The organism is Holophagales bacterium, from assembly GCA_016699405.1.
Classification (GTDB): Bacteria; Acidobacteriota; Thermoanaerobaculia; order Multivoradales; family JAGPDF01; genus JAAYLR01.
Map to the genome: position 1 here is coordinate 3,852,815 of CP064972.1, position 20,596 is coordinate 3,873,410.

The following is a 20,596-nucleotide window of genomic DNA, read 5'->3' on the forward strand; positions in this document are numbered from 1 at the left end:
CCGCGCTCCCTCCTACTCGTAGAGCAGGTACGGCTGCCGCGTTTCTCGCCACGCCGCCTGGTCGGCGACGTCGCTGGCGAGGATCTCGTCGACGGTGCGGCCGGCGCGGAGGTCGGCGAGGAGCTTCGGGGTGCCGAGGAGGCGGGTGAGGGCGGCGCCGTCGCGCAGGAGCTCGAAGCCGGGGCGGTGCAGGAGGTCGGCGAGGAGCGCGACGCCGAGCCGGTAGGGCTGGGCGAACTTCGGGTCGACGACCTCGACGGCGTAGCCCGGCAGCTCGACGCCCTCGAGCTTCGGCTGGGGCGCGGCAGCGGACGCACGCGGGGTGAAGCGGCGCGGCACGAGACGGAAGCCGGGGGTGTCGAGCGCGAGCGTCGCGCCGGCGAGCGCCGGCGAGCCGACGAGCAGGAACGGGCTCTCGGTGCCCCGGCCTTCGGAGGCGTTGCTCCCTTCGAGGAGCGCGACGCCGGGATAGGCGAGCGCCGCCTCCGGGCTCCGCAGGTTGGGCGACGGATCGAGCCACGTCCGGCCGGTGTCTTTCCAGGTCATCGTCCGCTTCCAGCCATCCATCGCGATCACGGTGAGCTTGGCCGGCTTGGCCAGGTGCGCGTTGACCACTCGGGCCAGCTCGCCGAGGGTGAGACCGTGGACGAGCGGCCCCGGGGCACGGTTGAGGAAGCTCTCCGACACGACGTCGCGCGGAGCGGCGACAGGGCCTTCGACGCGGTCGCCGTTCAGGGGATTCGGACGGTCGAGGACGACGAGCTCGATGCCGGCATCGGCCGCCGCCTCGAGGCAGCCGACGAGCGTGCTCTCGAAGGTGTAGAAGCGCACCCCGGCGTCCTGGAGGTCGACGACCAGCGCGTCGAGGCCCGCGAGGTCGGTCGCGGTCGGTTTCGTCTTCTCGCCGTAGAGGCTGACCAGCGGCAGACCGCTCGCCTCGTCGACGCCGCTCGCCACCTTCTCGCCGGCCGCCGCCTGCCCGTGCAGGCCGTGCTCCGGCGAGAAGAGCCGCACCACGTCGAGGCCGCGGGCGCGCAGCACGGCGAGCGCCGGGTGGCCTTCGAGCGACACCGCCGCGGCATGCGTTACGAGCCCGAGCCGCTTGCCGGCGAGCTCGCTCCCCGCCTCCCCGGCGGCCACGCGGTCGAGCCCCACGAGCACCGGCCACGGCGCGGGACGGACGGCGGCCGTCGCCGTCGCCCCGTCGGCGAGCGCCCGGACCACCGCATCGGCCACCGCGGCGCGCACCGCGCCGATCTTGCGATTCTCGCGTGTCGGGTGGACCCGGTTGGTCAACAGGACGACGAAGAGGTCGCGCTGCGGGTCGACCCACAGCGACGTCCCGGTGAAGCCGGTGTGACCGAACGACTCCGGCGAGAAGAGCGATCCCGCCGACGAACCGTGGGCCGACGGGGTGTCCCAACCGAGAGCGCGCGACGAGCCGGCAGGCAGGCCGACGCGCCGGGTGAAGCTCTCGACGCTGCCGCGCGAGACGATCCGCTTGCCGTCGTAGACCCCCTTCCAGAGCAGCATCTGGGCAAGCCGCGCGAGATCGGGTGCGGTACCGAAGAGCCCGGCGTGCGGGGCGATGCCGCCGAGGGCGAAGGCGTTCTCGTCGTGGACCTCGCCGCGCAGCACGCGACCGCGCCAGGGATCGTTCTCGGTCGGAGCGATCCGCGTGAGCTTGGCCGCAGGGGGCAGCCAGTCGGTATCGCGCATGCCGAGCGGCGCGAAGAGCCGCTCGCGCGCCAACGCCTCGAGCGGCCGCCCCGACACGCGCTCGAGGATCTCGCCGAGCAGGATGATGCCGAGATCGCTGTACCGCAGCGCCGTCCCGGGCTCGGCGACGAGCGGCATCGCCTCGATCCGCTCGAGGTAGGCGGCGTGCCCCTGGACTTCCTTGTAGAGCGGCGCCCACCAGTCGATCCCGGCGCTGTGGGTGAGCAGGTGGCGGACGGTGACTTTCTCCTTGCCCGGACCGACGAAGCCCGGCAGGAAGCTCGCGACCCTGGCGTCCAGATCGAGCCGCCCCTCGTCGACCATCATCATCGCGACGCTGGTGGTGGCGATGACCTTCGTCAAGCTGGCGAGGTCGTAGATCGTGTCGGGGACGACGGCTGCGGCGCCCTCGTCGTAGCTCAGCCGTCCGAACGCCTTGAGGTGGGCGAGCCGCCCGTGCCGGCCGATCGCCACGACCCCACCGGGGAAGGCGCGATCGGCGACCGCCTGGTCGAGCAGGCGATCGACCTCGGCGAGCCCGTCCGGACGGAAGCCGACCTCCTCCGGCGTGGCACCACGCAGTGTCAGGTCGCGGCGCGCGCGCTCGACGCCGGTTCCGTACGGGGCGAGACCGGGGATCGTCACCGGCAGCTTGCCGCCGATCGGCGACTCGCCGAGCAGGGCCGCGATCGCCGCCCGCTGCGACGCCGACTCCCAACTGAAGGCGCACAGGTAGACCGGCACGTGCGGGAACTGCGTCAACAGGTACGGGTTGCCGTAGGAGACGACGATCACCGGCACGCCGCCGGCGGCGAGCCGTTCGAGCAGAGCGGCGTGCGTCGGGTCCATCGCCGCCGTCCCCTTCGACGAGGTCACGCGCACGAACGCCGAGACCAGCACGTGGGTGAACGGCGGCGATGACGGCAATGAAGGGGATGAGGCGCTCGCCAGCGCGACGATCTCGTCGGCCGTCGCCGGCGAGAGCTGCGGTCCGAGCCGACGGCTCTCGACCGGGATGCCGCGCGCGGCGAGCTCGCGCTCCGGAACGCCGGCGATCGCCGGATTCGACCAGTCGCTCGAGAGCACGAGGTGGAGCACGCGCAGCGGCTTCTCGACGGCAAGCGGCACCACGCCCCCGGAGTCGCGCACCAGGGTGATCGCCTGGCGGGCGATCGCCTCGGCGTGCGCGACGTCGTCCGGTCGCCCGACCTCGCGGCGCGCCCGCACGCGGTCGACCGATCGCGCGCGATGAAGACCCAGACGCGCCTTGGCCGCCAGCACACGGCGCGCCGACTCGGTGATCCGCGCCTCGGTGAGCGTCCCGTCGTGCACCGCCCGCACCAGCGACTGGATGGCGACACGCGGGTCCGGCGGCAACAGGACGACGTCGGCGCCGGCGCGCACCGCGGCGACGGTGGCCTCCCCCATCCAGGCACCGCCGACGCCCTTCATCTCCATCGCGTCGGTCACCGACAGACCGCGGAATCCGAGCTCGTCGCGCAGCAGCGTCGTGCCGACGAGCGGCGAGAGCGTCGCTGCGGCGCCCGACGGGTCGAGCGCCGGCACGCGCAGGTGGCCCGACATCACGGAATCGACCCCGGCGGCGATCGCCGCGCGGAACGGCGCCAGCTCGACCCGGTCGAGCCGCGCGCGATCGCCGGGGATCGTCGGCAGCACGAGATGCGAGTCGACGGCCGTGTCGCCATGGCCGGGGAAGTGCTTGACCGAGGTCATCACCCAGCGGTCCGGCGACTCGTGCGCGCCGCGCACGAAGGCGGCGACCAGGCGCGACACCAGCTCCGGGTCCTCGCCGAACGACCGGATGTTGATGATCGGGTTGCCCGGATCGTTGTTGACGTCGGCCACCGGCGCGAGCACCCAGTGGATCCCCACGGCGCGCGCCTCGCGTGCCGTCACCTCGCCGGCGAAGCGCGCCGCCTCCTCCGAGCGCGTCGCGCCGATCGCCATCGCCCCGGGGAGCGGCACGGTGCCGCCGTCGACGCGGAAGGCCAGGCTCCGTTCGAGATCTGCGGAGACGAGCAGCGGCACCTTGGCCGCCGACTGCAGCTCGTCGAGCAGGATCGGAATCGTGTCGAGCTCGGAGCGGAAGAGCACGATGCCGCCCACCCGCAGACCGACGACCTGCTCCTGCAGCTCCCGGTAGGCCGCCGATTCGGGATGGAGCGGCATGCCGTAGGCCCGCACCATGATCATCTGCGCGGCGCGGCCTTCGAGGTCGAGCCCGGCGAGCGTCTTCTCCACCCAGGCCTTCCCCGCCCCGTCGAGCTCCGCGGCAAGGGGGACAGGCACCGATCTCGGCGCCTGGCGGGAACCCGGGGCGGTGGTGCCTGTCCCCCCTGCGGTCCGGCAGGCCGCCAGCCCGGCGAGGGACAGGAGCGAGGCGGCGAACCATCGGGCGGCGCGGCGCCGGCTCATCGGGATCCTCCTTCCAGCTCGACGCCCTCGAGGACGACTCGCTCCACCGCACCGCCGAGCAGATCGTCGCCCGGCGCGGCGACGACGAGGAACGAGGCCGGCCCCTCGAAGCGCAGCAGTGGCCGGCGGCTCGCCCAGAGCGCCGCCAGACGCGCGTTCTCGTCGACCGCGGTCGGCAGCGCGCAAGCCCTCGCGAGCGCCTCGATCCGCTGGCCGAAGGTCCCGCCGGTCGGCGTGCCGAGCGGACGCCGCAGCCGGCATGGCGGCAGCGCCGCCGTCTCGGTCGTCACCTCGACGCGAGGGCGGCCGGCACCGCGGAGCGCTCCGACCTGGGCCAGTGCCGCCCCCACCTTGCGCTCCGGCACCGCCCAGCGCACCTCGGCTACCCCATGGTGCGCCAGCCGGTCGATGCCGGCGGCATCGAGGAGCCGGCGCGCCTTCCAGCCTGCGGCGCCGACCGAGAACGGCGCGACGATCACCCGGCCGGTGGCGTCGACCTCGCGCGCCGCGCCGAAAACGCGGGCGTCGCCGAGCTCGACGATCTCCGACCGTGGCGAGCGCGGCAGCCGTTGCGGCGCACAGCCCTCGCGCTCCCGGTCGTTGCGCAGCACGTTGAAGGCGAGGTCGGCGCGATAGGCCTCCGGCGAGGCCGGCTGGCGGATCCGCCCGCCGCGCCACGCCACGTCGGCCCAGACGTCGGAGTTGTTCTCGGGGATCGACTCGTAGGCCGTCGCGTCGAACCCGGCGAGGTCGTCGGCGGCGAGCGCGTCGAGCGTCGCGCCGAGGGCGACGAAGTTGAGTCGCGTCAGCTCGGCGAGCGAGGCTCCCTCCGGCACGCCGCCGCTTTCGATGAGCAGCACGGGGGTCCCCCAGGCGGTGAGGTTGTCGCCGAAGGCGCGCAGGCTCCAGTCGTCGTCGTAGCGTGCCAGCCGTCCCGGCACGAACGGTGCGATCGCCGCCTGCACGGCGACGGCGGCACGCATCGCGCGGCGCCGACCCGGAGTCACCGTCTTCGCGGCGTCTCCGACCACCGCCAGCACCGCCCCGACCGCCAGGACCCGGCTCTCCCCCACCGTGCGCCGGCGGTTCTGGTCGTGAAGGTTGAAACCGAGGATCGGCGCGTGCTCGCGCCGCAACCGCTCGAGCAGGCGTCCCTCGGGCGTCGTCAGGTTGAGCGCATCGCGGTTGATGTCGATCGCCTGGGCGTTGCGCCGCGTGTAGGCCTCCGCTCCGTCCGGGTTGAGCATCGGCACCATCACCAACGTCAGCCCCGCGAGCAGCCGGTCGACCGCCGCGTCGTCGCGATGCGACAGCAGATACTCCGCGAGATCGAGCAGCGCCGGCGTCGCCGACGGTTCGTCACCGTGCATCTGCGACCAGAGCAGCACCTTCGCCGGACCGTGCCCGAGCATCAGCCGGAAGATCGGCCGCCCCTCCACCGAGCGACCGACCTCCGTCAGGTCGAGCTCCCCGGGATGACGCCGAGCGAGCGCCGTCAGCCGTTCGGCGAGCTCGGCGGGCCGCAGGCAGGCAGCGGAGATCGGCACGACACGGTGGGTCGGCCAGGCCTCCCAGAGCGCCGCCGGGGCGAGGGGATTCGCCGGCAGGCCGTCGGCCGGCACCGCGTTCGCCGCAGCGGCGAGGGCGAGCCCGACGACGAGTGGGGGCACGACCCGGATTCCGGCTCGGCGTGCCATGGCGTTTCCGACGCGCCACGCGAGCCCCAGGATCGAGACGACGACCGGCCCTTCGGTTGGCGGGAGTTTCATGCGGAGGAGTCTCCTCGTGGCCCCGTGGGAGTCTACACGGCGGCTCGCACGCGGCGGTCCGCCGCATCGCCGGTCACGCCGGCGGCGATCCGGCGGGCGCGCGTGGCCGTCGGCCCGCGCGCTCGCTCGTTCGAGGTCAGCGCCGCGAAGCCGGGGACGAGCCCTGGCCGGGGGCGAGGCGGGCGGCCCACGACGCCGCCTTGGCGTCGTAGCCCTTCCCGGGCTCTGCCGCGTTCCGTGCCCTGTAGAAGTCGACCAGCGCCTGCGTGCACTCGTGCGTGTCCTTGTGCTCTTCGCCGCGGGCGGCCGCGCTGGTGCTGCGGGCCTCGAGCAGGTTCGCCTCGGCCGCCGCGACCTCGCCGAGACCGGCGCGGGCCCGGCCCAGGTGCTTGAGCAGCTTGGCGAGCCAGCGCGCGTAGGCGCCGGTGAAGGCCTGGCGCGCCCGCGCTTCGACGCTGGAGAGCAGCTTGACGGCGCCGGCGTCGTCGCCCTGCTCCTCGAGCACCGAACCGGTGTTGATCGTGGTGATCAGGGTGTTGGGGTGATCCTCGCCGAGCACACGCCGGCACTTCTCCATCGCCTCGCGGAAGTACTTCTCGGCCTCGCGCGGCCGGCCTTCGGCCTGCAGCAGGGCGCCGTAGTTGTTGATCGAGGTGAGCGTGTCCGGATGCTCCTCGCCGCGCAGGCGCCGCTTCTTCTCGAGCGCCTCGCGCAGGAACGTCTCCGCTTCGTCGAACCGGCCGGCAGCCTGCAGCAGACGGCCGACGTTGCCGATCGCGCCGAGCGTGTCGGGATGGTCCTCGCCGAGCACGCGCCGGCGCCGTTCGGCCGCCTCGCGCAGGTACGGCTCGGCCGCGTCGAGCTTGTTCTCGTCCTGCAGCAGGATGCCGAGGTTGTTCATCCCGGTGATGGTGTCCGGATGGTCCGGACCGAGCACCCGCGTCCACTTCTCGAGCGCCTCGCGCAGGTACGGCTCGGCGACGGCGAGCTTGCCCTGGTGCTGCAGGGAGAAGCTCAGGTTGGCGATCGCCGAGATCGTGTCCGGCTGATCCTCGCCGAGCACTCGACGGCTCCTGGCAACCGAGTCGGTCAGCAGGGTCTCGGCCTCGGCGAACCGTCCGACGGCCATCAGCAGGTTCGCCAGGTTGCTGATCGCCGCCAGCGTGTCGGGGTGCTCCTCGCCGAGCGCCCGCCGTCGCCCGGCGAGCGCCTCGCCGAAGACCGCTTCCGCCTCGCTGAGCCGGCCTTCGGACTGCAGAGCGGAGCCCAGGGTGGTGAGCGAAGTGAGGGTATCGCGATGATCCGGACCGAGCACGCGCCGCTGACGCTCGAGCGCCTCGCGCAAGAGGGGCTCGGCCTCCCCCGACTTGCCTTGGAGGTGCAATAGGTACCCCATGTTGTTGAGCGCCGCGAGGGTCAGCAGGTGGTCTTCGCCGAACAGCCGCCGGTATCCCGCGAGCGCCGAGCGGACGAACGGTTCCGCCTCGGCCAGCTTGCCCTGCGCCCGCAGGAGGTCGCCCATCGCGCCTTGCGATTCGAGCGTCTCGGCGTGCTCGTCGCCGAGCAGCCGACGGCGGATGGCGAGGGCCCGCTCCTGGAGCGGCTGTGCCGCCTCGTAGAGCGCCAGGTTCTTGTAGAGCACGGCGAGCGACTGTCGCAGGCGTGCGTCGACCACTGGCTGGTCGGCGAACTGCGCGTCGATGGCGGCGACCGCCGGCCGCAGGATCGTCCGGTCGATCAGGTCGCGGGCGACGTCGGTGGCGTTGACGCGCTGCCAGCGCCGGGCGAGCTCGTCGATCTCGGCGGCCCGCGCGCGTGCCGGCAGACCGGACCGTTCGAGCGCTCGGGAGAAGCTCGACGTCACCTCCTGCGAGAGGAGCTGTCCGGCCGCGGTGGGATCGACCTGCCTCAGCATCGCCGCCTGGAACTCGGAGACCTTCTGCAGCTCGTCGGCCCGCCGGCGCGCCTCCGCCTCCGCCGTCACCGCGCGGTCGCGCTGTCCGCTCGCCACGCGCGCCTGCCAGGCGAAGGCGATCGCCCCGACGAGGAGCGCCACCCCCACCGCCGAACCGGCGACGACGACGCCGCGATGGCGGCGCACCAGCTTGCCCAGGCGGTAGACCGCGCTCGGGGGCGCCGCCACCACCGGCTCGCCGGCGAGGTAGCGCTGGATGTCGGCGGCGAAGTCGTTCGCCGTCGCGTAGCGTCGCTGGCGGTCCTTCTCGAGCGCCCGCATGACCATCCAGTCGAGCTCGCCACGCAGCAGCGCCGAGAGCCGCTTCGGGACCGTCCGCCGCTTCGCCGCTACCGTGACCAGGGTCTCGCGGGACTGCCCGAGCCGCGACGACGGGCTCGGCGGATCGACCTGGCAGAGGATGCGGTAGATCTCGGCGACGCCCGCCGCGCGCAGCTCGCGACCGGAAAACGGCGTCGTCCCGGTCACCAGCTCGTAGAGCAGGACGCCGAGCGAGTAGACGTCGGTGCGCGTGTCGATGTCGAGCGAGCCCTCGGCCTGTTCCGGGCTCATGTACTCCGGCGTACCGATCATCGTCAGGTGCTCGGTCAGCAGCGTGGCGTCGGGCGCATCGCCCGCGGTCGCCTTGGCGATGCCGAAGTCGATGACCTTGGCGTGCGGCCGGCCGTCGTGCGTCGAGACGAGGACGTTCGACGGCTTGATGTCGCGGTGGATGACCCCCTTGGTGTGGGCGTGCTGGACGGCGTGGCAGACCTGGGCGAAGAGCTCGAGCCGCTCGGCGATCGGCAGCTCGTGGCGGTCGCAATAGTCGGTGATCGGCTCGCCGTCCACCAGGTCCATCACGAAGTAGGGGCGCCCGCTCTCGGTCGCGCCGGCGTCGAGGACCCGCGCGATGTGCGGGTGATCCATCCGCGCCAGCGACTGCCGCTCGAGCTCGAAGCGCGCCACGACGCGGCGGGTGTCCATCCCCGGCTTGAGGATCTTGAGCGCCACCTGGCGAACGACCGGCTTCTCCTGCGCGGCGAGGAAGACGGTGCCGAAACCGCCTTCGCCGATCCGCTGGAGCAGCGTGTACGGTCCGAGCCGCGTGCCCGGCCCTTCGAGCGGACCGTCGTCGGCGCGCAGCGCACCGCCGAGCGTCGACGGCTCGAGCGTCGCCGGGGCGTCGCTTCCTGCCGATACCGGCCCGGTCCCGGATTCCGGCTCGCCGAGCTGGGCCTCGACCCGTGCGCGCAGCGCCGTCTCGCCACCGCAGGCGCGATCGAGGTAGGCGCGGCGCGAGGCCGGGTCGGCGATCGCCCGCGCGGCCCTGGCAATGACGAGATCGTTCTCGGACACGGTCTTCCTCCCCCGGCGCCGAGGGTGCTCCGTCGCGGCGGGCGGCGCTCCCTCGTCACGCACTGACGTCACCTGCCAGGCGCGAATCGACGCGCGCGAGGATACCCCGACCCGGCCGATCGGACGAGGTCGGCCGTCCCGCCGCTGCGATACGCTGACCGGTGCCCGCGGAGCGCTCGCCGCGGACGAGGCACCGGAGGAATCCCCATGCGCCCGAGCCGCCCCGTCGCCGTCGCGACCGCCCTGCTGATCGCTGCCGCCTGCTCGCTCGCCGCACGCGCGGCCTGCGGCGCGGCACTCGACCCGAAGGTCGCCGACGCCGCAGCGCTCTACGACCTCTGGGTCGGCGAGCAGCTCGCCTATCACCAGATCCCCGGGGTGGTCGTCGGCGTCGTCTCGGGGAGCGAGCTCCTCTGGGCGAAGGGATACGGGACCACCGATCTCGCCGGCGGGGTGCCGCTGACCCCGACGACACCGTTCCGCATCGGCTCGGTGTCCAAGCTCTTCACGGCGACCGCGATCCTCCAGCTCCGGGACGCCGGGAAGCTCCGCCTCGACGATCCGGTGGTCAAGTTGCTCCCCTGGTTCCAGGTGCCGAACCCCTTCCCCGGGGCGCCGCCGATCACCGTCGAGCACCTGCTGACCCACACCTCGGGGCTCTCGCGCGAAGGTCCCTTCCCGGCCTGGACGACGCACCAGTTCCCCAGCCGCGAGGAGTTGCGGGCGACGATCTCGCAGGTCACGGTGATCTCCCCGCCCGGCAAGACCTACCGCTACTCGAACCTCGGTCTCGCGCTGCTCGGCGAGATCGTCGCCGCGGTCTCCGGCGAGAGCTGGGCCGGCTACGTCGCCCGCCACATCGCCCAGCCCCTCGGCATGCGCGCCACCACCGGCGCACCGACCGCCGCGACGCTCGCCGCGCTCCCCCGCCAGCACCGCCGCAGACAGCCCGACGGCAGCCGCGGCACGCTCGACTACTACGAGACCGGCGCGTTGGCCCCGGCCGCCGCGGTGATCTCGACGCTCGAGGACCTCGCCCGGTTCGCCGCGCTTCACCTCACCGCCGATCCGGCGGGCGTCGTCGCGAGCCCGGGCAGCGCGAGCGGAATGCCGTCGCTCGCCTCGGTCCTTGCGCCCGCCACCGTCTTCGAGATGCAGCGGCCGCATTTCGTCTACCCGAGCTGGACCGGCGGTCGCGGTCTCGGCTTCGCCATTTCCCGACGGGACGGGCGAACCTACGTCTCCCACGGCGGGTGGATCGGCGGCCATCGCACCGACTTCCTCCTCGATCCCGAGCGCAAGCTCGCCGCCATCGCCCTGACCAACGCCGACGACGCCAGCCCCGGGCTCTTCGCCCGTCAGGCTCTCGACCTCATCGGCGGGGCGATCACCGCCGGCACCGCCACACCACCGAAGTCCGCGGCGACTCTCTCCCCTGATCCCACGTGGCAGCGCTACGTGGGCCGCTACACCGACCCGTGGGACTGGCAGATCGACGTGCTCGTTGCCGACGGTGCCCTCTGCCTCTACGAGCACGGCTACCCGCCCGCCGACGACGCCGACGAGTCCCTCACCCGCCTCACCCCGGCCCCCGACGGCACCTTCCGCACCCCGGACGGCGAGACCGTCCGCTTCGAGATCGGGGCCGACGGCAAGGTCACGCGGATGTACCGGCGGGCGGATTACTACCTGCCCGTTTCGACTAGACCGGTCGGCGCACCTCGATGAGCAGTAGGGGCGAATCGTCGCACGTCGCGATCCAGCGCCGAGGCCAGGTGAGACACGAGAGGATCCGTCGCAGCTCCGCGGCTCCCGCCGCTCGGCGATTGTCCGGTCGCCTCGCTTCAGCCGTCTGCGCAGCGTGGGCAGCGTGCGCAGTAACCGAAGCGTGGGGAGCGCCGCTCTTGGGGTCTTCGAGCCGACTGGCAGCCGCGGACACCGCCGCGAGCGGCGCTCCTGCGCCTCGTCCGCTCGCCGAGCGCATCCGATCGGAGGATCGAGCGACCCGGGCCGAGGCGATCGAGGAGCTCTACGCGCTCCTGAAGGGCGGCGATGCGAGCCGTGAAGCGCTCGATGCCTGGTTCGCCGCCGCCGGCGAGAGGGACCGGCCGCTCCACCTGCGGATCTCGCAAGCCACGAATCTCATGCCGGCAGCGGCGGCGCCACGCCTCATCGCGGCTCTCTCCGACCCATCGACCCCCGTTCAACGTCGGGCCATGGAGGGGATCGTTTCCGTCGGGCCAGCGGCGAACGCGGCGATCGAGCGCCTTTTCGAGCTCCTGCTCAGCGAGGAGCCGGACGTCGTGGGTCCGGCGATCGTGGCGCTTGGAGCCATCGATCGCGAGGGCCGGTTGCTGCCACGAGTGCTGGCCATGACGAAGAGCAAGGATGTCACCGAGCGCTACGCGGCCGTCGAGCTCTTCCTCATCGTCTACCGCGACCACGCCGCGGAGCGGGTCAACGATCTGGAGCCACTTCTCGACGACCCGGAATACGCGGTGCGCATGACGGCAGTCCAGATCCTGGAACTGCCGATGCGCGACCATCCTGCGCTCGCCGACGCGATGATCCGGCTGTTGCGCGGCGACCCGCATTGGATCGTCCGCTATCAGGCGGCATCCGCATTCGGTCGGATGGCACGGGACCTCGACACTCTCCCTCCTTTGGCCGCCGAGGCGCTCGTCTGGGCGCTCGAGACCGATCCGCGCTCGGACGTGCAGTTCGCTGCGGTTCATGCCCTGGGCGCCACGCCGAAGCTGCGTCGCCAGAATCAGGAAGCACTCGAGCGCTGCGTGGCACGGCAGTCAGGCGACGTCCAGAAGCTCTGCCGCGGGATGCTCACCGCGGAGCCTTGAGACGTCTGGCGGCGGGAGGATGGGCAGCGGAGCGCTCGGCGCGGACGTGGCATCATCTCCCCGGCGCCCATGAGCCGAGACGTTCGCTGGCGTCCTTTTCACTTCCCCGGAGACGACTCCTCTCGTGAACGACACGCCTCGTCCTTCTCTCCCGCTCTCGACTGCGGGCGTGGCCGCCACCCCCGAGCTCACGGCCTGCCTGCTCTCGGCCTTTTCTGCGCTCGAGCGGCCGTTCGTGCATCCGATGGAGGTGGCCGCGGAGCTGCAGCGGTTGCTGACCTACCTCGAGTCGGAGGCGGGGTACACGCCGACCAACTGTGAGGTGGCCGGGCGCTTCTTCGCCGAGCGGGAGGGCTGGGGCGAGATCGACTGGGACCATCTCCCGGCCGAGCTCGGCGACGTGCTGGCCCTGATGGCCGAAGGGCTGCACCTGACCTTTGCCGATCCGGTGGTGGCCGAGAATCTCGGCGCGACGCCGGCGCAGATCCTGCGCACGCTCGAGTGGACCGGCTACGTGCGCGCCGCGCGCTGAACAAGTGGGTGCCCGCCGCGCCCTCTGCCTTCGTCGTCGAGAATTCTCCGTCCCGGCGGGCGCCGTCGTGACGCCCGTCCGCCCGATCGCTCCCGACCTTCGCGAGTCGATCCGCGCGTCGCGGACGCGGTCGACGCACCCGACGGGTGCTGCTCACTCATCGCCAGAGCCGCGATTGCAGCGGCCAGAGTCATATGCTTGGGTGACTCGGGAGGGAGGGACCGATGCCCTGGTCGACGAGACTCGTGACCGACGTACCGATCGTCGAGACGACCTTCGTCGGAATCGTCCTCAAGGCGGAGTTGCTCGAGGCGGTCCAGTCCAGCCTCCGCCTCGCCATGGAGCACCAGACGCGCTACTTCCTCGCCGACTGCCGAGCGCTCAGCGGCGGCCATTCGGTTTTCGACCTCTACGAGATCGGCGAATCGATCGACCGCGGCGAGAGTCGAGAGCGACTGGTCGAGGCGCTCCTCCTCCCGGCGCTGCCGGCGGCGGCCGAGAATGTCCAGTTCTGGGAGACGCTCGGGCTCAACCGCGGTCACGGGCTGCGGGTCTTCACCGACCGCGGCGAAGCGCTCGCCTGGCTCGGCGACCAGGCCCGGCGCGAAGTCCAAGGCGAATGAGGCCAGGCGCTCGAGCAGCCGCCCGGGCTGCGGCAATCCGGCTGCAGGCAACCGCCACAGGGTTTCGATGAAGGTCCTCAACGTCCACCAACGCGAGCTGCCGGTGAGCGCGAGTCGGGCGGGCACACTGCTCGACTCGCTCGCCTCCCCTGCGGACGCCCTCTGGCCGCGGCGCACCTGGCCGCCGATGCGCCTCGACCGGCCGCTCGGCGTCGGGGCGGTCGGCGGCCATGGACCGATCCGCTACGTCGTCGAGGAGTACACGCGCGGCGAGTGCGTCTGCTTCCGTTTCAGCGCACCTCCGGGCTTCGACGGTCAGCATCGGTTCGACGTGGTTTCGCTGGGCCACGACCGCTCCCTCCTGCGTCACACCCTGGCGATGCGGACGAGCGGCGCGGCGCGCCTCACCTGGCCTCTGGTCTTCCGCCCACTCCACGACGCGTTGATCGAAGACGCGTTCGCCGAGGCCGAGACCGCGCTGGGGCTCCCCCGGCACGAGCATCCCTGGTCGATCGGGGTCCGGGTGCTCCGGTGGGTCACCGGTGGGCGGCGCAGGGCGCGCCGCGGGATGCATCCACCTCCCACGAACACTGGCACCGCTCGCCCCGCCGACGAGGGCAGTTGACTGCTACCCAATTCGCAACGAACTTGTATATTCTAATTTCTGGAACGGAGAGGGACGCGAAGTCCCGACCTGGAGGTCCGATGCCCTGGTCGACGCGACGCGTCGGAGAAATCCCCATCGTCGAGACGATCTACGCCGGGGAACTGTCGAAAAACGACCTCCTGGCGGCGGTGCGGGCCACGCTTCGAGTCGCCGAGGAGCAGGGAACTCGCTACTTCCTCGCCGACTGCCGGGGACTCTCCGGCGGGCACTCGGTGTTCGACCTCTACGCCGTCGGCGAGGAGGTCGCCGAGCAGAAACCGCATCTCACGCTCGTCGAGGCGGTTCTCCTCCCCGTCCTGCCGGGTCCGGCGGAGATGGTCAGCTTCTGGGAGACGCTCGGCGTCAACCGCGGGCTGCGGATCGATCTCTTCGTCGATCGCCACGAGGCGATCGCCTGGCTCGAGAACGAGCAACGGCGATCGGCCGAGCGCGAGACCCGCAGCGCCTGAGCCCCCTTGGGCGGCCGCTGCGCTAGGCTGGCCGCGTCATGCCCTCCTCTGCCGCGCCTCCCCGGCTTCGTTCGCTCGACGTCTTCCGCGGCGCGACGATCGCGCTGATGATCCTGGTCAACAACGCCGGCGACTGGGGCAAATCGTACGCCCCGCTCCTCCACGCCAAGTGGCACGGCTGGACGCCGACCGACCTCGTCTTCCCGTTCTTCCTCTTCATCGTCGGCGCGGCGATCCCGTTCGCGCTCGGCGGCCGGCTCGAGAGCTCGGGCGCCGATCTCGCCGCGCTCCACCGCAAGATCGTCAAGCGCGCCGCGCTCCTCTTCCTGCTCGGCCTGGCGCTCATCTGGTTCCCCTACTACACGGTGGCCTGGGAGCGCTTCCGCATTCCTGGCGTGCTGCAGCGGATCGCCGTCGTCTACCTGGTCACGGCGCTTGCCTACCTGCATCTGCGCGCCCGCGGTCGCGCCGTGCTCGCCGTGGCGCTCCTCGCCGGCTACTGGGCGGCGATGAAGCTCGTCCCGGTCCCCGGCTTCGGCGCCGGCGACCTCTCGCCCGAGGGCAACCTCGCCTTCTGGCTCGACCACCTGATCCTCGGCCCGCACGTCTGGCGCTACTCGCCCGGACCCGGTGACCCGGAGGGGATCCTCTCGACGCTGCCGGCGATCGCCTCGGCGCTCGCCGGCCTCTTCGTCGGCGACCTGATGCGCTCGGCGGCCGAGGCGCGCGCCAAGCTCGTTCGCCTTCTCGCCTGGGGCGCGCCGCTCACCGCCGCCGGTCTCGCGCTCGACCCGCTCTTCCCGATCAACAAGAACCTCTGGACGCCGACCTACGTGATCTTCACCACCGGCGCGGCGCTGCTCTGTCTCGCCGCGACCTTCTGGATTCTCGACCTCCGTGGCATCACCGCCTGGTCTCGCCCGTTCGCCATCTTCGGCACGAACGCCATCGCCGCCTACGTCGGCAGCGGCGTGCTGGCGAAGATCCTGCTGACGATCAAGTGGAGCGACGGCGCCGGCGGCACGACCTCCCTGCAGAAGTGGCTCTACGCCAACCTCTACGCCGCCCACCTTCCCGACTACGTCGCCTCCCTCGCCTGGGCCCTCACCCACGTGTCGATCTGGCTGCTCGTGCTGATCTGGATGGACCGGAGGCGGATCTACCTCAAGGTCTGAAGGCGCGCGGCAGCGCCGGCCTCGCTCCTTCTCGTCGTGAGCCCTTCCCCGAAAGTCGGCGTGACCTCCGCCCGGCCGTGCGACTGGATGGCATGCGCCTCCCGTCTGTCCGAGATGCGCCCTTGGGCAGCGTCCCTCGCTTCTCGCCAACTCAGTGTCTTCTCGGTCTCGATGGACGCGATGGACAGCGTGTCACCACCTCTTGCGAAAACGACCGTGTCCTCGGAACCGACCCGCTCCCACGCACCAGGCAGTGCCATCACAAAACGTGATGCCCGGTAGTGTTTGGCACCCGAGGGTTGCGCAGCAGCGATCGAATCGCCACCTGCCAGCGCCGCGAGGAAGACTGCCGCGAACGCTCTTCTCATGTCGGTAACCGAGGCCCGCCCGGCCTCGGCGACAGCACAGCTGCCAGCACCCGCCGCTCTGGGCCAAAGTCAGGCTGCCGCACTCGGCTGCGCCTGCTCGTAGAGAGTCTCGGGCGCAACGTCGGCACCGTTCGGCCACGACACCGTCCCGCCGTCGAGGAAGAAGCGCTGGAAGTACTCCGGGTCCTTGAGCGGCTCGAAGACGGGACCCTCCAGCCACCGAGAAAAATCGACCGTGGTCGACTTCCCGTCGTTGAACGTCAGCTGGATGGTGTAAGCACCCCGGTACTCCGCGCGAATGACAGTTGGGAGAAGTTTCATCGCATCACCTCAGTCGAGCGGCGGGATCCTGTCGAGCGGCCGCCCGGCCTTCATTCGGTCCCAGTTGGCTTCCAACTCGGAGCCATGCGAGGCGGCCCACTCCTCGATCAGCCGAAGCGCCGTCCGAGAGTCAATGCGGCCGGCTAGGAGTTTGCCGTCGAAGGTGAACGTGGCCTGCTGCCCCTGATGCTCGGCGTGGAAATGAGCAACTCCATGCTCCAGATAGAACATGCGAATCACGATCCCGAAAAAGACCGAAATCACCGGCACGACAAGTTCTCCACTCCGCGGCTCGTCATCTTCCCACCAACACGGCGATCGCGCCACGACAACTCGACAGTGACAAGAGCCGCGAGTCTCCCTCCGGCAATCGGAATGATGTCGTCACTACTGATTCGCGCAACGGCTCCAGTCAATCAAGCGGATCCTCCTCCGCACGGGTAGGGAGTCGATGGCCGACGGTACTCCAACGTCCTCGACTCCAGGGCAACGTCCGGAGGTCCTTGCGAGAATGGCTACTGCCTGCCTGTCGACTCTACCGCCGCCGCGTGCGGAGTATCCAGGGGGCCACAGATGCCACGGGCACCCCAGGCCTAGTCGGTATCGGTGAGGCAACCCAGCCAGACGAGGTCGGTGCCTTCCCAGAAGACGCAGAAGCACCAGTCCCACGCCACGCCGTAGAACCAGCTCGAGAAGAGGTGGCTGCCCCACTGCTGGCACTCTCGGCAGCCGGGAATCGCACCCCTGTTGAGTTCGAACGGCCGGTAGCTCCCGGCGGCGAGAAAGAGGTCCCGCACCTCTTGCACTTGCGCGGGTGCGGCGTCTTCGAGGAAGCGCGAGTAGGCACCGAGGTGGTCGGCCGCGGCGCGGGCCAGGACCTTTTCGAGCTCGCCCTCCGCCGGCAGAAAGCGGCTATGCGCGTGCGGGAGCTCGATCTCGAAGCTCGCCTCGTCGTCCGGATCGCGCGAGCGGTGCAGGAATCCATGCAACTCCCCGTCGCGGCAGACCGCCGCGAGCAGCCGCATCGCCTCCTCGCCGGAAGGCGGGCGGCGCGGCGCGCGCCGATACCACTGCCACTCGAAGCAGAAGTTCGACGAAGCCCGGATGCGCGAGGCCAGCGGCTCGAGGTCGACCGGAATTTCCGCCGCGGCGAGGAGCGTCAGATACACAGAGTCGTCTAGCATCGCGGCTCTCGAACGGCGTGGGGAATCTAGTCGCTCAGCGGAAAGAAGCTCCCCTGGCGCAGCAGGGAACGCAGCGAGAGGTTGCGGTAGGTTTCATCCAGGAAGCGATTCCCCGTTCTTTCCTCGAGCTTCGCGTGGCGCGCCGCGAGAATCTGCCCGTTCACGAAAGTGTACTCGGTGGTGTCGAGGTGACAGAAGTAGAGGTACGCCCCGCCCTTCTTCTCGCCGCGACGACAGGCGACGACGGCGTCGTAGATCCGGTCGTTTCGCAGGCAGAGCAGGCCCCTCTCCATCCGCTCGTGTTCGAACGCCCGGACGAGCTCGAGGCGCTCGGCGGTCGCCCGGAAGAACTGGAAGTAGTGGGGGCTGCCCGACCCGCCCCGAGACCAGTTGCTGTTGACATAGAGCAGATCTGCCGGCCCGACCCGGACGACGGAGATCCCGTTCAGATACTGCGGCGCGAAACGCGCGTCCGATCCCGCGAGCTCGACCGAGTCGAGGACGGACCAGTGGTCGGTCCAGGCGAGATACAACAGCCGCACGACCTTCTCCGGCTCGGCTTCGTCGGTATCGACGAGGGCCGCCACGAAGCGAGGTCGCGCACTCCCCTCGAGCAGGCACGGGACGATCGCGACCGTTCGATAGCCTTCCGGCAGCACCTGGACGAGCGCCGCGCGAGCCTCGCGCGAGATCGCCGCCGCCGAAGCCAGCGACGCTCCGAAGGCCAGAGCGCCGATCATCCCCGCGATGACGCGTCGAGTCATGCGACCTCCCTGGCAACGCAGGCGCACGGCGAGCTCACGCGGCCCGACGAGCTGCCGATCGAGCACCACCTTCCGTTCGAGCGGATTGCCCTCGATGGTGTTGACCGGACAGCTCGCGTCGCGCTCGGCGTCGTGTCGCCGGCGCTCCCGCTCCTGGGCGATGGTGAGGAACCAGTCGACGCACGTCAGGAACGCCTCCGGTGACCCAGGCATGTCCCGCAGACCAGTCGATCATGACGCCACCTCGCAGCGTCCCGCGCCGTCGACATCGCGTCCCGCGGCGCGAGCGACGCGCCCCTGCTCGGCCTCAGCCTACGGCCAGCGCTGCCACGGTGGCAAAGGGTCGAGGACGGCAACGCCGGGCTTCCTCCCCCGGCCGACCCGAGGCGACAGGACAGAGGCCTCAGCCGAGGCCGGACGGAGCGGCGAGGGCGACCCGGGAGGTCTCGGCGCAGGTGTCGCCGCGGGGCGAGCAGAGGCGGAAGGTCAGCACCGAACCGTCTTCGCTGAGGCGAAGGTCGAAGGCGCGCAGCGACGGGCTCCCCGGCGTGTGCGGCGCGAGCTCGGTGCGCTGCACGAGGTCGCCGTCCGGTACCGAGTAGAGCAACACCTCGAGCCCCTGGACGACGAACGCGACGTGGCGGCCGTCGGACGTCCAGATCGCCTGATCGCAGCCGTCCTGGTCCTCCGCGAGGTTGCGCAGCCAGATCTTCCCCCCACCGACCTGCTCGAGCCAGAGCGACTGGCGCGGCGGGTCGAGCGAGATGTGGTTCCGCACCGTGGCCCGGTAGCCCCCGTCGGGCGAGTCGACGGCGAGCGCCACCTGCGGCAGCCCGAAGTTGCCCCGAGTGCAGCCGGCGGCGAGCGTGAGCAGCGCGGCGAACAGGGTGAGGCCGGCCCTGGGCCTGGACCGGCTCATCGTGGGGAGATCCGCGGCATGCCCAGTCTACGGACCGGGTCGACCGAGCATCTACGAGCTAGCGGGAGAGGCTGAGGAGAAGCTGCCCCAGAGCGAGGCCGAGATAGGTGCCGACGACGTTGCCGACCACGGCGAGGAGCAGCCCGACCGGAGCGAGGCCGGGTTGGTAGATCTCCGCCACGACCGGGGCCGACGAGTAGCCGCCGATCGCCGCCTGGCTCGCCGCACCGAGGAAAAACGACGGGGCGCGCAACAGGCGCAGCGCGACGAGCAGCACCACCGCGTGGATGGCGATGACGATCACGCCGGCGACGATCCACAGCGGCTGGGTGACGATCTTCCGCAGGTCCGCCTGGGCGCCGACCGAGGCGAGCAGCAGGTAGAAGCCGGCGTAGCCCAGGCTCGAGGCGCCGGCCCCGTCGTAGCGGGCAAGCGGGGTGAGCGAGAGCAGCAGCCCGGCGGTGGTCAGCAACAGGATCCCCCAGGCGAACGGCGTCAGCACGTCGCCGACCGGCGGGAGGGCCCGCCCCGCGGCCATGGCCAGCGACGAGACGACGAGCGCCACGCCGACGAGCAGCGTCGCGTCGGCGGTGGTCGTCGGCCGGCGGTCGCGCTCGAGACGATGGGCGATCCGCGCACCGATCGCCGCCACCTCGGCGCGGTCGGCGTGCAGCCGCCGGTCGAGCGCCGCCTGGCGGGCGGAGAGCGCGATGAGGATCGCCATCCAGCTGTAGGCGACGATTGTGTCGACGAGGATGGCGATCCCCTGGGCTTCGGCCGAGAGGCCGAGCGAGGTCGAGACGGCAAGGAGGTTGGCGCTGCCGCCGATCCAGGTGCCGGTGAGCGCGGCGAAGACGGCCCAGGCCTCGGGCCCCAGGGAGCGACCGAGCAGCAGGAAGGCGGCGAGCGATCCGAGCGCCACGCCCAGGGAGGCGGCGCCCATGGCGAGGAGCGCCCGCGTGCCGAGACGAGCGATGGCGCGAAGGTCCGACGAGAGGAGGATCAGCGCCAGGCTCGCCGGCAGCAGGTGCCGGGTGAGCGCTCCGTAGAGCGGGCTCGCGTTGGGGAAGATCCCGACGGTCGCCGCGAGCATCGGCAGGGCATAGACCCAGAAGACCGGCGGCAGGCGCGAGAAGAACGGCGCGAGCCCTGCGCGTCGCTCGAGTTGGAAGACGATGGCCACGACCAGTGCAAGACCGGCAAGGATGGCGGCAGGCGACGCGAGCATTCCGGCCATCTTGGCCGCGCCGGTGGGAGCGGGTCAACCCGGACGGAGGGACCCGGCAGACCCCCGGTCCTCCCTGCCGCCCCTCCGGCCGAGCGCCTCGCTCTCGTCCGGGACGACGGCGGGGGGAGCTGCGTTGCCGCGATGACAGCGGGACGAAACGGCGTTGCATGCGACGACGGGGGAAACGGCATTCCCGCGACGAGGGTGCGAGCGCGTGCGGCTCGCGGGACTCGGCCCCTCGTCGTCTCGACCGCAGGGAGAGACCCGGGCGGGG

Annotated in this window: 16 protein-coding genes; 7 read left to right on the forward strand and 9 right to left on the reverse strand. The window is 71.4% G+C overall.

Translation table 11 applies throughout. From position 1 onward, the window contains the following. Window positions 1-12 precede the first annotated feature (12 nt). From IPJ17_16010 to IPJ17_16020, 3 genes are all read right to left on the reverse strand, one after another. Window positions 13-4,029 carry a DUF1343 domain-containing protein gene (locus tag IPJ17_16010; protein ID QQR72978.1) on the reverse strand — a complete coding sequence of 1,339 codons (4,017 nt, stop codon included), beginning with the start codon at window positions 4,027-4,029 and terminating at the stop codon, window positions 13-15. A gap of 122 nt (window positions 4,030-4,151) precedes the next feature. Continuing rightward, complete coding sequence (locus tag IPJ17_16015) at window positions 4,152-5,924, reverse strand: peptidase M14 (protein ID QQR72979.1); 1,773 nt, start codon at window positions 5,922-5,924, stop codon at window positions 4,152-4,154. Window positions 5,925-6,060: 136 nt separating this feature from the next. Further along, window positions 6,061-9,237, reverse strand: a complete 3,177-nt coding sequence (locus IPJ17_16020) for a serine/threonine protein kinase (GenBank protein QQR72980.1) — start codon at window positions 9,235-9,237, stop codon at window positions 6,061-6,063. A 207-nt stretch (window positions 9,238-9,444) separates the two neighbouring features. Here IPJ17_16020 and IPJ17_16025 point away from each other — a divergent pair, with 207 nt between their 5' ends. The 7 genes from IPJ17_16025 to IPJ17_16055 all read left to right on the forward strand — a co-directional run bounded on the left by IPJ17_16025 (window position 9,445) and on the right by IPJ17_16055 (window position 15,538). Next, window positions 9,445-10,965 (forward strand): serine hydrolase, encoded by a 1,521-nt coding sequence (locus IPJ17_16025; protein QQR72981.1) that lies wholly within the window; start codon window positions 9,445-9,447, stop codon window positions 10,963-10,965. Between the two features lie 98 nt (window positions 10,966-11,063). Beyond that, a complete protein-coding gene (locus IPJ17_16030) occupies window positions 11,064-12,092 on the forward strand; it encodes a HEAT repeat domain-containing protein (GenBank protein ID QQR72982.1) in 1,029 nt (342 codons plus the stop codon). Window positions 12,093-12,216: 124 nt separating this feature from the next. Then, complete coding sequence (locus IPJ17_16035) at window positions 12,217-12,624, forward strand: hypothetical protein (GenBank protein QQR72983.1); 408 nt, start codon at window positions 12,217-12,219, stop codon at window positions 12,622-12,624. A gap of 224 nt (window positions 12,625-12,848) precedes the next feature. After that, window positions 12,849-13,247 (forward strand): hypothetical protein, encoded by a 399-nt coding sequence (locus IPJ17_16040; protein ID QQR72984.1) that lies wholly within the window; start codon window positions 12,849-12,851, stop codon window positions 13,245-13,247. A gap of 67 nt (window positions 13,248-13,314) precedes the next feature. Further along, complete coding sequence (locus tag IPJ17_16045) at window positions 13,315-13,872, forward strand: SRPBCC family protein (GenBank protein ID QQR72985.1); 558 nt, start codon at window positions 13,315-13,317, stop codon at window positions 13,870-13,872. Between the two features lie 80 nt (window positions 13,873-13,952). After that, window positions 13,953-14,363, forward strand: coding sequence for a hypothetical protein (locus IPJ17_16050; protein QQR72986.1), 411 nt, complete (start codon window positions 13,953-13,955; stop codon window positions 14,361-14,363). Window positions 14,364-14,401: 38 nt separating this feature from the next. Continuing rightward, complete coding sequence (locus tag IPJ17_16055) at window positions 14,402-15,538, forward strand: DUF5009 domain-containing protein (protein ID QQR72987.1); 1,137 nt, start codon at window positions 14,402-14,404, stop codon at window positions 15,536-15,538. A gap of 437 nt (window positions 15,539-15,975) precedes the next feature. Here the strand turns inward: IPJ17_16055 and IPJ17_16060 are convergent, their stop codons facing one another. The 6 genes from IPJ17_16060 to IPJ17_16085 all read right to left on the reverse strand — a co-directional run bounded on the left by IPJ17_16060 (window position 15,976) and on the right by IPJ17_16085 (window position 20,322). Beyond that, entirely contained in the window at window positions 15,976-16,227 is a 252-nt protein-coding gene (locus IPJ17_16060; protein ID QQR72988.1) for a DUF2442 domain-containing protein, read from the reverse strand. 9 nt (window positions 16,228-16,236) lie between these two features. Then, window positions 16,237-16,497: a DUF4160 domain-containing protein gene (locus IPJ17_16065; protein ID QQR72989.1), complete on the reverse strand. Its 261-nt coding sequence runs from the start codon at window positions 16,495-16,497 to the stop codon at window positions 16,237-16,239. Between the two features lie 323 nt (window positions 16,498-16,820). Next, on the reverse strand, window positions 16,821-17,411 hold the full coding sequence (locus IPJ17_16070; GenBank protein ID QQR72990.1) for a hypothetical protein: 591 nt from the start codon (window positions 17,409-17,411) through the stop codon (window positions 16,821-16,823). A gap of 26 nt (window positions 17,412-17,437) precedes the next feature. Further along, a complete protein-coding gene (locus tag IPJ17_16075; GenBank protein QQR72991.1) occupies window positions 17,438-18,388 on the reverse strand; it encodes a hypothetical protein in 951 nt (316 codons plus the stop codon). 190 nt (window positions 18,389-18,578) lie between these two features. Then, window positions 18,579-19,094 (reverse strand): hypothetical protein, encoded by a 516-nt coding sequence (locus IPJ17_16080; GenBank protein QQR72992.1) that lies wholly within the window; start codon window positions 19,092-19,094, stop codon window positions 18,579-18,581. 58 nt (window positions 19,095-19,152) lie between these two features. Beyond that, window positions 19,153-20,322 (reverse strand): DUF819 family protein, encoded by a 1,170-nt coding sequence (locus IPJ17_16085; GenBank protein ID QQR72993.1) that lies wholly within the window; start codon window positions 20,320-20,322, stop codon window positions 19,153-19,155. Window positions 20,323-20,596 lie beyond the last annotated feature (274 nt).

Bases quoted from the DNA above. Each gene is read 5' to 3' on its own strand.
- IPJ17_16015 (QQR72979.1), bottom strand. From the start codon at position 5,924: ATGAAACTCCCGCCAACCGAAGGGCCGGTCGTCGTCTCGATCCTGGGG.
- IPJ17_16025 (QQR72981.1), top strand. From the start codon at position 9,445: ATGCGCCCGAGCCGCCCCGTCGCCGTCGCGACCGCCCTGCTGATCGCT.
- IPJ17_16040 (QQR72984.1), top strand. From the start codon at position 12,849: ATGCCCTGGTCGACGAGACTCGTGACCGACGTACCGATCGTCGAGACG.
- IPJ17_16045 (QQR72985.1), top strand. From the start codon at position 13,315: ATGAAGGTCCTCAACGTCCACCAACGCGAGCTGCCGGTGAGCGCGAGT.
- IPJ17_16050 (QQR72986.1), top strand. From the start codon at position 13,953: ATGCCCTGGTCGACGCGACGCGTCGGAGAAATCCCCATCGTCGAGACG.
- IPJ17_16055 (QQR72987.1), top strand. From the start codon at position 14,402: ATGCCCTCCTCTGCCGCGCCTCCCCGGCTTCGTTCGCTCGACGTCTTC.
- IPJ17_16060 (QQR72988.1), bottom strand. From the start codon at position 16,227: ATGAAACTTCTCCCAACTGTCATTCGCGCGGAGTACCGGGGTGCTTAC.
- IPJ17_16070 (QQR72990.1), bottom strand. From the start codon at position 17,411: ATGCTAGACGACTCTGTGTATCTGACGCTCCTCGCCGCGGCGGAAATT.
- IPJ17_16075 (QQR72991.1), bottom strand. From the start codon at position 18,388: ATGCCTGGGTCACCGGAGGCGTTCCTGACGTGCGTCGACTGGTTCCTC.
- IPJ17_16080 (QQR72992.1), bottom strand. From the start codon at position 19,094: ATGAGCCGGTCCAGGCCCAGGGCCGGCCTCACCCTGTTCGCCGCGCTG.
- IPJ17_16085 (QQR72993.1), bottom strand. From the start codon at position 20,322: ATGCTCGCGTCGCCTGCCGCCATCCTTGCCGGTCTTGCACTGGTCGTG.